This window comes from Mesorhizobium sangaii (assembly GCF_014207355.1).
Lineage (GTDB): Bacteria > Pseudomonadota > Alphaproteobacteria > Rhizobiales > Rhizobiaceae > Mesorhizobium > Mesorhizobium sangaii.
Genome location: NZ_JACHEF010000010.1, coordinates 22275 through 35052 on the forward strand (window position 1 = coordinate 22275; position 12778 = coordinate 35052).

The 12778-nt window shown below is 60.4% G+C and carries 11 protein-coding genes and 5 pseudogenes; 7 read left to right on the forward strand and 9 right to left on the reverse strand.

The features are described 5' to 3' along the window. Positions 1-169 precede the first annotated feature (169 nt). From HNQ71_RS31700 to HNQ71_RS31710, 3 genes are read left to right on the forward strand one after another with little or no spacing between them, the layout of a single operon-like run. The gene (locus tag HNQ71_RS31700) at positions 170-427 is read left to right on the forward strand and encodes a type II toxin-antitoxin system VapB family antitoxin (RefSeq protein ID WP_184877950.1); all 258 of its coding nucleotides are present in this window, start codon (positions 170-172) and stop codon (positions 425-427) included. After that, positions 427-813: a type II toxin-antitoxin system VapC family toxin gene (locus HNQ71_RS31705; protein ID WP_184877952.1), complete on the forward strand. Its 387-nt coding sequence runs from the start codon at positions 427-429 to the stop codon at positions 811-813. The genes HNQ71_RS31700 and HNQ71_RS31705 overlap by 1 nt, the downstream gene beginning before the upstream one ends. Positions 814-815: 2 nt before the next feature. After that, entirely contained in the window at positions 816-1922 is a 1107-nt protein-coding gene (locus HNQ71_RS31710; RefSeq protein WP_184877954.1) for a site-specific integrase, read from the forward strand. 43 nt (positions 1923-1965) lie between these two features. On the opposite strand, the pseudogene HNQ71_RS31715 reads toward HNQ71_RS31710, so the two are convergent. The 3 genes and pseudogenes from HNQ71_RS31715 to HNQ71_RS31725 all read right to left on the reverse strand — a co-directional run bounded on the left by HNQ71_RS31715 (position 1966) and on the right by HNQ71_RS31725 (position 3266). Beyond that, positions 1966-2483, reverse strand: a pseudogene (locus HNQ71_RS31715) (RES family NAD+ phosphorylase). After that, complete coding sequence (locus HNQ71_RS31720; RefSeq protein ID WP_425492293.1) at positions 2480-2869, reverse strand: MbcA/ParS/Xre antitoxin family protein; 390 nt, start codon at positions 2867-2869, stop codon at positions 2480-2482. Before HNQ71_RS31720 ends, HNQ71_RS31715 begins: the two are co-directional and overlap by 4 nt. Before the next feature lie 118 nt (positions 2870-2987). Then, entirely contained in the window at positions 2988-3266 is a 279-nt protein-coding gene (locus HNQ71_RS31725) for a LexA family protein (RefSeq protein ID WP_184877955.1), read from the reverse strand. Between the two features lie 43 nt (positions 3267-3309). Here HNQ71_RS31725 and HNQ71_RS31730 point away from each other — a divergent pair. After that, positions 3310-4441, forward strand: a pseudogene (locus HNQ71_RS31730) (IS630 family transposase). A gap of 113 nt (positions 4442-4554) precedes the next feature. Here the strand turns inward: HNQ71_RS31730 and repC are convergent. The 3 genes from repC to repA form a co-directional block, all read right to left on the reverse strand. Next, complete coding sequence (gene repC, locus HNQ71_RS31735; RefSeq protein ID WP_184877957.1) at positions 4555-5760, reverse strand: plasmid replication protein RepC; 1206 nt, start codon at positions 5758-5760, stop codon at positions 4555-4557. A 153-nt stretch (positions 5761-5913) separates the two neighbouring features. Continuing rightward, positions 5914-6900: a plasmid partitioning protein RepB gene (gene repB / locus HNQ71_RS31740; protein WP_184877959.1), complete on the reverse strand. Its 987-nt coding sequence runs from the start codon at positions 6898-6900 to the stop codon at positions 5914-5916. Positions 6901-6971: 71 nt separating this feature from the next. Beyond that, positions 6972-8180, reverse strand: coding sequence for a plasmid partitioning protein RepA (repA, locus tag HNQ71_RS31745; protein ID WP_184877961.1), 1209 nt, complete (start codon positions 8178-8180; stop codon positions 6972-6974). Positions 8181-8475: 295 nt separating this feature from the next. Between repA and HNQ71_RS35935 the strand changes: the two are divergent. Both HNQ71_RS35935 and trbB read left to right on the forward strand, forming a co-directional pair. Beyond that, positions 8476-8807: pseudogene (locus tag HNQ71_RS35935) on the forward strand (acyl-homoserine-lactone synthase). 43 nt (positions 8808-8850) lie between these two features. Further along, positions 8851-9761: pseudogene (gene trbB / locus HNQ71_RS31760) on the forward strand (P-type conjugative transfer ATPase TrbB); the annotation flags it as partial. 177 nt (positions 9762-9938) lie between these two features. On the opposite strand, the gene HNQ71_RS31765 reads toward trbB, so the two are convergent. The 3 genes and pseudogenes from HNQ71_RS31765 to HNQ71_RS31770 form a co-directional block, all read right to left on the reverse strand. Next, positions 9939-10148 (reverse strand): hypothetical protein, encoded by a 210-nt coding sequence (locus HNQ71_RS31765; RefSeq protein ID WP_184877963.1) that lies wholly within the window; start codon positions 10146-10148, stop codon positions 9939-9941. Positions 10149-10291: 143 nt separating this feature from the next. Next, positions 10292-10485 (reverse strand): annotated as a pseudogene (locus tag HNQ71_RS35125) (integrase); the annotation flags it as partial. 90 nt (positions 10486-10575) lie between these two features. After that, complete coding sequence (locus tag HNQ71_RS31770; RefSeq protein ID WP_184877965.1) at positions 10576-11688, reverse strand: tyrosine-type recombinase/integrase; 1113 nt, start codon at positions 11686-11688, stop codon at positions 10576-10578. A 127-nt stretch (positions 11689-11815) separates the two neighbouring features. Here HNQ71_RS31770 and HNQ71_RS31775 point away from each other — a divergent pair, with 127 nt between their 5' ends. Next, positions 11816-12778, forward strand: a complete 963-nt coding sequence (locus HNQ71_RS31775) for a DUF1403 family protein (RefSeq protein WP_184878043.1) — start codon at positions 11816-11818, stop codon at positions 12776-12778.

Consider the following 12778-nt stretch of genomic DNA (forward strand, 5'->3'; position numbering starts at 1 on the left):
TGCTCACGACGGTAAATCGCCTGTGCGCTTTTTACCATCCAGATGGCCGTCTTCCGCACAGGCTGTCGCGCATCTAAAACGAATGATAATCTTGCATTATCGTTCATTATTGACAAATCCCAAGACAATGGGTAGAAGCTGCCAGAAAGGTAGATTTTTGGAGCCTGTCGTGTCCCTCAACATCAAAAATCCGGCAACCGTCGCCCTCGCCGACGAGCTCGCACGCCGCCAGGGTATCAGCAAGACCGCGGCCATTCATCAGGCCCTAAGCGAGCGCCTGCATCGCATGGGCTTCGGTGACGCTGCGCAGGAGCGTCTGCTCGTGGAACTGCGCGCGATCCGGGAGAGACTGGCGCGGTTGCCTGAACTGGAGAACCGCACCGACGAGGAGATCATCGGGTACGACGAACACGGAATTCCGAACTGATGGTGATCGACACCTCGGCCATTGTGGCGATCCTGCGTAGTGAACCCGAGGCAGCAAGGCTCGAAAGAGCACTTGTCTCCGATCCAATCCGTCTGGTTCCGGCGACTTGTGTGCTCGAAGCACGCATGGTGCTGGTCAGCAGGCGCGGCGAACACGCATTGGCCGAGATCGATCTTTGGCTTCACAAGATCGCGGCCAACATCATTCCCGTTGACTCCGAATTGGTTGATCTGGCCACCCAAGCTTGGCTCTCCTACGGCAAGGGGCATCATCCGGCCGCCCTGAACTTTGCCGATTGCTTCTCCTACGCATTGGCAAAACGTTCGGACGAACCGCTGCTTTTCATAGGCAATGACTTTTCCAAGACAGATGTCGAGGCAGCATGACGATGGCTGATGACGCTCAGGAACCATCTGCAGGTTCGGGAAACGACAATCTCCCCGACATCATCGACCTGGTTATGGAAATGGGGCGGACACCAGACGAGCCGCAACACGCCCCTCCCCTGCCCGCGCATCTGGAAAGCCTCGCCGACCGCGCCCGCGACTATGTCAAGGCGGCGAGTTCAATCAACACCCGTCGCGCCTACGCATCCGACTGGAAGCACTTTGCCGCCTGGTTCAGGCGTCAGCATCTTGACCCCCTGCCACCGGATCCGCAGATCGTCGGCCTTTACATCACCGCCTGCGCGTCCGGTAAGGGAACAGGAGACAAGAAGCCGAACTCCGTCTCGACGATTGAGCGACGTCTCTCTTCGCTGACCTGGAATTTTTCGCAGCGTGGCCAGCCGTTGGACAGAAAAGACCGGCATATCGCGACTGTGCTGGCCGGAATTCGCAACAGCCACGCCTCCCCTCCCCGGCAGAAAGAAGCCATTCTCCCGGAAGACCTGATTGCCATGCTCGAGACCCTCGACCGCGGCACGCTGCGTGGCCTGCGCGACCGTGCCATGCTGTTGCTTGGCTTCGCTGGCGGCCTGCGCCGCTCCGAAATCGTCGGCCTCGACGTTGCCAGGGATCAAACCGAGGACGGCCGCGGCTGGATCGAGGTTTTGGACAAAGGTGTTCTCGTCACACTGCGCGGAAAGACCGGTTGGCGTGAGGTCGAGATCGGCCGCGGCTCGTCGGATGCTACCTGTCCGGTTGTCGCGATGCAGACCTGGCTCAAACTGGCGAGGATCGGTTACGGCCCCCTGTTCCGGCGTGTCACCGGGCAAGGCAAGGCCATCGGCGCCGAGAGATTGAATGACCAGGAGGTGGCACGGCTGGTCAAGCGCGCCGCACTTGCCGCAGGCGTCCGCGGCGACCTGCCAGAAGGCGAACGGAAGGTGAAGTTTGCTGGCCACTCATTGCGCGCCGGCCTTGCCTCGTCGGCCGAGGTCGACGAACGCTATGTGCAAAAGCAACTCGGCCACGCCTCCGCCGAAATGACCCGCCGCTATCAGCGCAGACGCGATCGTTTCCGTGTCAATCTCACCAAGGCGAGTGGACTGTAGGCCGGGAAAGCCCCTGCCCTGCCCGTCGGATGCCGAGAGTGCGTTATCGCCAAGACAGCTGGTCCTTCGGCAACCGGCCGTCGGGTCGAATACAGTTACCTTGTGCGGGAGACCCGGACCCCAGTCCCAAAGTACCAGGTTGCGATCCTCCATCTCGGCGCTCGGCGCGAAACTTGGGACCACAATGCCGGCAATATTTCGAGGCCGCAGCCGGTCATAGATGGGCCAGGACGCCGGACGCTCTCCGTCGCTGAGAGCCGTCGCCCAGGCGCAGGCCATGTCCTCGAGCGCGATAGAACATTCTCCCCTCGCCTCTTCCGTTGTCAGATCCGCGATGTCGTCGCAGTCGATCTCATAGGAACACAGCACGCAAGGATCGATCCGCTGCGCAAAGCCCTGGTTGGCTTCCTTGATCGCTGTCATCAGGGTCAACGCCAGATAGAGCGCCGGCACACCTTTGGGATTGAACCGTGCCCCTCTGATCGCCGCTCCTTCACCGGAAGTCGGCTTGAATGCCCAACGTGGATCGTGTGCTCGGTAGCAGGTTCTGACGAACCTCACGCAAAACCACCAACGGCCATGTGATCGAGATAATCACGCACCGCAGCGGCCTTGCCCTCCTTCACCAGCGCTTCAGCTGTGCGTCCGCCAAATGCTGGAAGCGGCTGAGCCCGATACCAGGCCATCGCCTGCTCCTTGCCGCCCGCCCAATCCGTCACGCGGCTGATGATCTCAAGCATCTCCCGCAAACGCCCCTGTGTCTTAACCGTGGCGCTGCGCTCTGACCGATAAAGGGTCTCGCGAGCAAGACCAGCGGTTTGGGCTAACTGGCCCTTGGACATGCCAAAACCGTCCGCGACCTGCTCGATCGCAATCTTCCCGTTCCGGTCCATATAGGACAAGATGAGAGGTCCATTCTGCCCGGGGATCTTGAGTGCATGGGCCACAGAAATCATCCTACCATATCGAGAGTCATATTTCCTGTGCAGAAGATATGGCACTTCTTGACAGCTTTCAAGCCAAGGATCGAACCAGCTAGTGTGCCGTCACAGTGATTATGACGGTTTAGTCGAGGCCGAGAATGGGCAGCCGCTGCGGTGGGACGAGGAGCTTGATGCTGCGAGCGACGCCGGGCTGCTTTTCGATCAAGCGCAACTGATCGAGCGTCTTGAGCATCTGGTGGACTGACGGGGCGGTGACCTTGAAGTAGCGCTGGAAGTCCGCCTCCGCTGGAGCGCGGCCGTCGATCTGCGAATAGGCCCATATGAAGGCAAGGTACTGGCCCTGTTTGGCGGTGAATTGCGCTGTCGCCGCCGTCGCCTCTCGGTCAAGCAATTGATTCATTGTCGTTTCACCCAGGGCCCTTCCCCACAGAAGGGCTTTGGGAATGAACATACGGTATCGGGTCGACCTCAGCCAATCCGAACGAGACGAACTCGGCGCTTTGGTGAGGAAGGCAAGCTGCCGGTGCGACGGCTCAAGCGGATGCAGATCCTGCTGGCCGCCGACGCCGGCGTCGGCGACGAGGCCATCGCCGTGGCGGTGCGGACCAGCGGCTCGACCATCTACCGCACAAAGAAACGTTTTGTGGAGATCAGCCTGGAGGCCGCCCTCAGTGAAGAGCCGCGGCCGGGGGCTGCCCGCAAGCTGAGCGGCACGCAGGAGGCGCAACTGGTGGCGCTGGCCTGCTCGGATCCGCCGCAGGGATGCGCCCGCTGGACCTTGAAGCTTCTGGCCAATGCCCTGGTCGAATTGATCGAACATTCGAGCGTCTCGCGCGAGACCGTGCGCCGCTGGTTGGATGATAACGATCTGAAGCCCTGGCAAAAGAAGATGTGGTGCATCGCCAACATCGACGGCGAGTAAATCGCCCGCATGGAGGATCTGCTCGATCTCTATGCCGAACCGCATGACCCCGCCCGACCGGTCGTCTGCTTTGACGAAAGTCCGATCCAGCTCATTGGCGAGGTCCGCGTACCCATCGTCGCGAAGCCCGGAAAGCGATACCGCTATGATACTGAGTACAAGCGTAACGGCACGGCCAACCTCTTCGTCATGGTCGACGCCAACCGGTCGTGGCGCAAGGTCAAGGTCACCGATCGGGGCGCCAACCAGGACTTCGCCGTCTGCATGCGCGACCTGGTCGATGTCGACTATCCCAACGCCGACAAGATCCGCGTCGTCATGGACAACCTATCGACCCACACGCCATCGGCCATTTATCAGACCTTCCCGGCCGCCGAAGCGCGTCGGATCCTGACACGTCTGCAGTTCCACTACACCCCCAGGCACGCCAGTTGGCTCAACATGGTCGAGATCGAGATCGGCGTCATGCGGCGCCAATGCCTCGACCGTCGCATCGAAAGCCGCACCAAGCTCGAAACCGAGGTCCGCGCCTGGGAACGCCACCGAACGCAAGCGGCGAGCGTATCCGCTGGATGTTCTCTACAGATCAGGCCCGCGTGAAGATGGCTAAATCCTATCCAACACCCTCGCTCAACGAGTCACAATCACTGTGACGGAACACTAGTGGCCGCATGGCAATTGCCGCGACACCTGGGCTGCATCACCCTGATCGGACGGATCACACCCCTGAGGCCGCGCGCCCCGCAAATCATGTATTCGCCCACGCTCATCCCGTCATTCGCGCTGTCACGCCATTGGCCTTCAGCGCGGCCATGAGCATGGGACCGACAGAAAATTGCCCTGCCTTGGCCTTTTCGGTCAGCACCCGCAGGTAACCGCCGGCCGAATTGATATGCTGGGCCCTTTGCAAGATGCAGGCAATCACGATGGCGGCGACTTCCTGGCCCATCACATGGCAGGCCTCCTCATACGCTGATGGCGAAACACCAAGGTAGCCCCGCACCTGGGCGGCCGTCATCATCAAGTCGCGCCAGGTTCCGATACCGTTGACGGCATAGTCCGCTATTTCGGGGCAGGCTTTCAGCACAAGTCCTATCGGGTAGCTTTTCGGTTTCTCGGCTGGAATAGATGTTGGCTCGACCGCCGCCCTGCTTTTTTCGAAAGCCGGTTCAAATACAAAAGTGGAGTCTGTGTTTGAATCAGATTGCTGCCGCTCATTTTGGGTCTCATTGCCGCTAGGATTCGTGGAATTTGTGAAGCTTTCCAGCATTCTATCCACTTCATCATGCAGCAAGGTCAGCTCTGCAACGATCCCTCCCAGTTCGGAGAGTTCGGCGCGACGCGGAATTGCATCCACGATCGCCCTAAAACGTCTCCAGATGGCTCCCCAGTCCCCAGGAACGCCCTCCTCGATCGCCGCCTCGACAAGCTTATGGATGTCACGGCGATGGAGTGTGATCCGCTCCCGCATCAATTTGAGCGCGCGGTTGTCGGCGCGAACCTGATCAGCTGCGTGCTGAAACTCCGCGGCTCGTGTCAGCAACGGCGCCAGCGAGAAGCCGAACGCTTCAACAAGAGTCCCCCCCTGCCCCTTGCGAGCGAACCTCTTGCCATTGGGGCTATCGCGGCGGATGATCAGGCCGCAATTGACCAGCTCAGCCAGGTTCCTTCGTAGTGTGGAATCGGCCATGCCGTGCGCGCGCAACGACAGCTGTGCGTTCGACGGAAAGACCATCAGGCCGTTTTCCTCGCTGATCTGGTCATCCGGGTAGAAGGTCAACAGCCCACTCAGCACGGCCAGGGCGCGATCGCCCACGCCGACAATCGACTTCCCCTCACAGAGCCAACGATAGACCTGCCATTTCTGAACGAGCGATCCTTCCGGTATCTCCCGCGCTGCCGTGTTCGCTTGCACTAGCGCAAGCGTCATCGGCCGCCGCCCGAAGGGCGTTGTCGCGTACCCACTCTCCATTTCCCTCACCTTTCAATCAGGCAAAAGAAATCTGCTCACCGAAACGGCGCCACGACTCTTGACAGTGATTCGGGGAAATGCGATTCTCAGCTTGCGACAGACGAGAAGGGCTTCCGCGACGGTGACGTTCGGGGGCCTTTTTCTTTTGCGGTTTCAGTCTCCTGTTGCTGTCTTCTCCGACTTCCTGAACGCCTCATAAAGGTCACCCAGATTATCGGAAATCCACGTTCCAAAGCGGCTGCCATCCCTCTCCTTCACGGCGATCGTGACGGCCTTGCCTGCCTTCTTGACGCTGACGCTAATTAATTTGTCCTCGGGAGCCCAGGATCGTGCCTCGGACTTCACACTTGCCTTGCGAACCGCCTTCCCCTTCGCATTCAAGGCCGCTATTAACTTTTCGAAGCGTTCGTTGCTTTCCAACTCAACGAATTCTGGTTCTGACAAGATCGCATCAACCATTTCGGATTTCTTGCCCGCGAGCAGGGACAGCTCCACCCAGCGCTCACGGCCGACAGACGCAGCTGATCCAATCCTGCCGATGACGGATGCAGGAATCCTGGTGACAACTGACACCATCTTCGAGACCGCAGCGGCGTTCGAGGCCAATGCCGACGAGATGACATCTCTGTCGTACCCTAAGTCCTCAAGGCGCTTTGCAAACATCGCCTTCTCAATGAAACTGAGATTTGCCCGAGCGGAATTCTCCTGACCCTGAGCAATGACATGGGTCTTGTCGTCGATCTCTTTGACGACCGCCCTCACCTTCCGCCCGAGTTCGCGGGCGACTCGGACTCGGCGATGGCCGAAAACGATCATGTAGCGGCCGTCGGAGCCCGGATGCGGGCGGACAAGTATGGGAGAATCCTGCCCCCTCTCCCGAATCGCTTCCAGCAGTTCTTGATACTGTTCCTTGTCGTCGCCCATGCGGTCGGAAACGAACGAGCCGTCGACTGCGTCTGGATCGAGTTCGACCACATGCTCGCCTTCAAGATACGCATCCGCTTGCTTTGCCAACTCGTTGACCGAGCGGATCATGGATTTCGAAGCGCCGCGGATTGGATATGCTGCAGTGGAGGTGGACGACACCTGGTCGCCGGTCTCCGCTTCTACGAGGCCTGCAAGAAGATTCTTACGTGCCATATTTTACCTCCAGATAGCGCATAGTCCGTTGAATGCGTTGGGGAAATATCTATTTTTGTCAGCGGACAAAGTCAGCGCCCCCATGCTTCATGAATCAAAGCTGCGATTTCGCCGTTTACGACGTCCAGGGCTTCCATTGCCCGCTCGTATGTGGAGCGGGTCATTGCATTCTTTTCGACTTCGTAGAGCGTCTGCTTGGTAATCCCCGCATCGGAAATCGCCGTTGATTTCAGCATCTGGTTCTTGAGAATGAATTCGCCGAACAGCGTATGCAGGAATGCCACCATCTGCGCTTGCGGCTGATCCGTGGGTTCAAATCGAGTAACAAGATAGCGATACCACTCCAGATTCACCTCGGCACCCGCCGCCCTGATCGGCTCCAGGATGTTCCCGAGCATGAGCAGAAACTGGCCCATGCTCATCACATCGAGCATCTGCGGATGGATCGTGATCAAGACTGACGTCGCTGCGGTGAGTGCGGTGATCGTCAGGTAGCCGAGCTGCGGCGGACAATCGATAACTATGACATCGTAGCGATCGTCGACCTCCATCAATGCCTTCGAGATGCGCGTGAAGAACGCCCTGCCCACATTCGAAGACTTGTCCGTCATAGCCAGAGGCGTGTCGTATTCGAATTCCTGCAGCTCCAGATTCGCAGGGACGATATCCAGGCCTGGGAAATTCGTCGGCTTGATGATGTCCGAGAGAGCCACCTTCTGGTCGTCATAGCGAATCGCGTCATAAAGCGATTTCGTCTGGTCGAGTTCGGGCTGAAACCCATGCAACGAGGAAAGCGACGCCTGCGGATCGAGATCGACAGCTAGGACACGGTGCCCCGTAAGCGCTAGATATTGGGCGAGGTGGGCAGCGGTGGTGGTCTTACCGCTGCCCCCCTTGAAATTAACCACAGCTAAGATCTGAAGCTTCTCACTCGGTCGACGATGGGGAACATACATTCGGGCGTCCGACCGCCCGTGCTGGTCAAGATACTGGCGCAGCGCAAGCATCTGTTCAGCAGTGTACGACCGCCTGCCCGACGTCGAGGTCTCAGGTACCGGGCCCTTGCCTTCCAGATGCAGTTTCTTCAAATGGCTCTGGGAAACCCCCAGATACGTGGCGACCTCAGCCAGCGAGAACGAACGAAGATTCTTCTTGGCGTGCGGAGGGAAGCGCTGCATCGACAGTAAGTGCAACTTCTTCGATATCTGGTCGCCCTGCTCAAGAATGCTTTTCTCGAACAGCAGCGGGATTTTCCTGGGAACGGTTGAACTCACGTTCATTCGATCGAGACTCTCTAAAAACGATTTTTAGCTTAAAGTCGCTACGCAAGCGTCATTATGTCCGATTCGCTCGATCCGACAAGAAGTTTAAAGTTAACAAAAGGTTAATGGTCGCAGCGTGAATTGCCGTGGCCTGATCCATGCGATTGAATATGCTACACAATTTGCCGATTTTGTCAGCGGACAACTCTGCTGAATGAGCCGCAACAGCTTCTCCCGGCCGCCGGGCCAACAATGCTGAGTCTGGACGTTTCCAATCCTGCTCAATGGCAAACCCTTGCCATGCCATTTAGGCATGATCGAAAGCTCCCGCTTTTGTGTGGACACGGAACTCGGCTGCAAGAATGCGGCGAGAGGTATTCACAAGGCGACGATGGCCTTGTTCGCGGCGTCCTCGAATGGTCCCACGCCAATGGCTATTCGGAGGTCGCGACCGTTACCGACCTTCGCTTCGAAAGGACCCTTGGCAGGCCAGGGCTGCCGTTCAGCCGGCTTGGCACGCCGCATCCGATGGAAACCACCACGGCGATCGTCGGTATCATTCCCGCCACAATCGAGAACGTCCTTCGCGTTCGGCCCAAGGGCTACGAACCATTCTTCGTCGACCGCGCCCCGCTTGCAGCGTGAGGATCGGCCATCACACATCGGATCCAGAAAACATCGCTTCATGATGCGCACGTCGCAATCACACCATCGCCTCGTCCGAAAGCTTCGTGAGGCCATGGGCAGTACGATCTGCAACACAGTCGATGATGCGCTCGTCGTCGAGATCATGCTCAATCCAGACGGTCAACTCTTTATCGAGCAGATCGGCGAGCCGATCACGCAGGCCGGAAAGTTGGCATCACAGGCGGCTGGAGACCATCATTGGCACGGTCGCATGCACTGGGAACGGAAGTGAACCGCAACCGGCCGATCATCTCGGGCGAACTACCAATCGGCGGCCATCGTTTCGAGGGGCTGCTGTCGCCGGTGGTCGCAGCACCGGTGTTTACGATCCGCAAGCGCGCCACCCAACTTTTCCAGCTCGACAGCTACGTGCCGGACAAGATCATGACCGAATACCAAGCGTCGGTGATCCGCAATGCCGTCGAGAACCGCATGAACATCATCGTGTCAGCAGCAAGGCGACGGGCAAAGCCACGCTGACCAACGCCGTGATCGGCGAGATCGTCAGCCTGACGCCGGAACACAGACTCGTCATCCTCGAGGACACCGCAGAGATCCAATGTGCGGCTGAAAACGCGGTCGCCGTTCATACGACCGACGCGGTGGATATGAGCCAGACTGGTCAAATCCACCATACGTTTGAGGCCAGACCGGATTATTTGGCGAGGTTCACGATGGGGCAACACTCGCACTTGTCAAGGCTTGGAACACGGGCCATCCCGGCGGCATTGCCACGATCCACGCAAACAGCTCTCCTTCAGCGTTGACGCGCTTCGAGCAACTGACGGCTGACGTCAGCTCAAACCCGATGCCAGACATCATGGCGAGGCGGTCAACATGGTCATCTCGATCGAACGCACGCCGAAGGGCCGCCGCGTTCGCGAGCTGATCGTCGTTGAAGGAATGGCCAATACCGCAACGAATCCTGTGGCAGCGAAAAGCGGCAACGCGCGCCGGCACGATCGCAATGGCGGCCGTGGCGGCTTCTCCGCAGCCAGCGCAGGGCGAAATGATGATGATGCATGGATCTGTGAGCCGCGCCAACCGGCCGTTTGCGTGGGGCAGCGAGTCGCTCCGGGCAGGGTGGGCTCATTCGTCGCCTGCGAGGCCATCGAACGCCTCAAGCAGCGCGTCGACGATCGCTTGGCCGAGCGCCTGTGCTGTCTCGCCGATCTGGGCTTCGTTTGCGTTGCGGACGGCGGTGGCGAGTTCCGAGGCCTGATCGGTCAGGATCGCATTGGCCCGATCTATCGCCCATTGCGCGAAATCGTCCCGGCTGTCGATGATCCTGGTTTCCATCAATGCGAGCTCCCGCGTTTAGCATTTGTTTAGCCTATTTGGGCTAAGATCAAGGTGCGCGATGAGTACTGCGTTCGCGCCACAACACTCCTCGAACCTTGCAGCGTCTGGCATCGCGGGCAAGCCTCCGCCTCAGTGGAGGCCACCTCGGCGGGCATGCCGTGTGCCCACATCCTTCTGGCGTTTGACGGGACCCCACAGGTGATGCGCGACGAACATTATTAAAAGCGGCTCCGGCGCTGGCCAGGAGAGAGAACAACCCACGGCGGCCTTGCAGCAGGCAACGAGGTAGGCGAGGTCGGAGGCAAGCGCGCACTGTGTTGTCGCGGATACCTTCCTTGGTGACGCAGCGCCTCGAAGCGCTAGGTTGAAATTTCGAACCACGGTTCCACCTTACGGCTTCAAACGGGGGAAGGGGAGGGGCTTTTCAGAGCCCTGTCGCCTTGGTCAGGTTGGTCCGGAATCTGTCGCGTCGCCGTTGACATTTGCGGGTCATCTCGGTCAAGGCATGGCCGAACTGCTTCTGCACGTACCGCTCCTCGATGTCGGCCGAGGAGGCAAGCCCGGCGCGCAGCGAGTGTCCGGCGAACAGCAGCGCGCGCTCCCCTTCGGGAAGATCGGCGCGGACGCCGGCGGCGAGCGCAGTCTGCTTGACCAGGCGAACCACATGCTTGTCGGAGAGCCGCTCGACATCGACGGTCTTGTTGTCACGAAAAATGCGGCGGAAGAGGGGGCCTCTGGCGATGCGGCCCAGCTGGATCCAGGTCTCCAGCGCGACGACGGGGCAGGAGAGGTCGCTGGAGCCACGGCCGACCTCAACCTCGCGGCAGCCGGTCTTTCCCCTGAGCGTGACGAGCACGCCCTTGTCCGGAAAGATTTCGATCCAGCCGGCGCCGTCGCTGTGGTCGTCGCGCACGACGTCTAGACCGACGATCTCGGAGCGGCGCAGGCCACCGGCGAAGCCGAGCAGCAGGATGGCGCGGTCCCGGAGGCCGCGCAGGTCATGGCCGAGCGTCGCAATCATGGCGATGAGATCGTCGCCGAGCACGGCTTCCTTCTGCCGCGGCGGCTTTGCGTGTTTTCTGCGGATGCCGGCGAGGACCGTGGCGATGTGGCGGTCGGAGCGATTCATTGGCACGCCGCGCTGGGTAAAGTTCCAGGCAAGGCCGGACAGCCGCCGCTCGATCGTCGCGACGGAGAGCGATGACAGGCCGCGTTTCGGATCACCGGCGGCGGTTCCTGTGGCACAGGCGCTGATATAGAGGCCGATGATTTGGCTCGAAGGCGGCAGCGAATCGAACCCTTCCCGGCGGCACCAGGAGGCAAAATGCCGCCAGTCCTTAGCGTAGGCATTTTGAGTGTTATCGGAACTGGCGGCCTTGGCGTAGGCCGTCGCGGTCTCGGCGAGGGCTTCCAAGCGAGCCGGGGGCGGCGCGGCGCCCATGTCCATCACCAAGTCGACGAGATCCGGCATCTCGCCATCGAGGTGGTCGACGGGCGGGAGGTCGGTTTTGGCGGGTTTCGATGGGGGATCTTCCATGATTTGGCAGGCTAGCGGCATATGTCCGATAAGGCAAGATTACCGGACATGATTGGCCTGCGACGCCCGGTGCGTTTTAATGCGTTGCAGATGGTATAAAGCGCACGCCTCATTTATCCTTGTCGCCATGATTCGCGCCGACCCGTTGCCCGCTGTCTCGCCCCTTCTGCCCCGCGTGCCGGCCTGGGCGCTGCCGGACGGGCCGGTCGAACACCAACCCGACGCCGCGTTCTATGCCGGCGCGGCGTTGACTTCGCTCGATCAGCTGGTGCGTAGTGATCCCCCTTGGGCCGGCGCCTGGCGCCAGCGGCTGGCGCTCAAATCCGCGGTTGCCGCAGTGCGCCTGGCCGCCCGCGGCGAGGACGAGGCGGCCCTGCGCGATGTCTGGCACCTGCGCCAGCCCGGCGCCGATCCCGGACCTGCCGGCACAATTTTGGACGCGTGGCGACGACTCGCTTCGCAGCCACCAGTGATCGATGGCGAGAGGCTGGTCAAAGTGATGGAACTGCTCGGCCTGCGCTGGGATGACGCCTTCGCCGATCTGCCTGGGATGATCAGAGACATGCTCGGCGAGCGCCGGCCGGCGCCGTTCGCCGCCGCGGCAATCGCCAGTCACGTTATTGCGCTGTCGCCGGGTTCGGAGGTGCTGGCCTGGTGGCTCGCCGACCTGGTGGTGGCGCAAAAGCTGCGCTGGCCACGGCCGGTGCCGCTGCTGATGGCCCAGGCTTTTGCGCCGGCATTGCGCTCCCAAGGGACGCGCGCGGCAGCGACAAAAATCCGGCCTGGTGAGCAAAAAGAATTCGAGCGCGCGGTGTGCCTGGCGGTGGCGCAAGGCGCCGCTGAGGCCTGCCGGTTGGGGACTGAGCTCGGCAGGCGCGCAGGTCGGTTGATGGCGGTAGCGCCAAAGCTGCGCGCCAAGGGCGCCGGCGAGGTGATTTTCTTGCTCCTCAATGAAGACGCCGTCTCAGGATCGCTGGCAACAAAAAACCTGTCGCGCTTTGGGGCACGCCGCCTGTTCGAGCGGCTGCAGAAGTTCGAGGCGGTGCGCGAGCTCTCCGGCCGCCCGACCTTCCGGCTGTTCGGGCTGTAG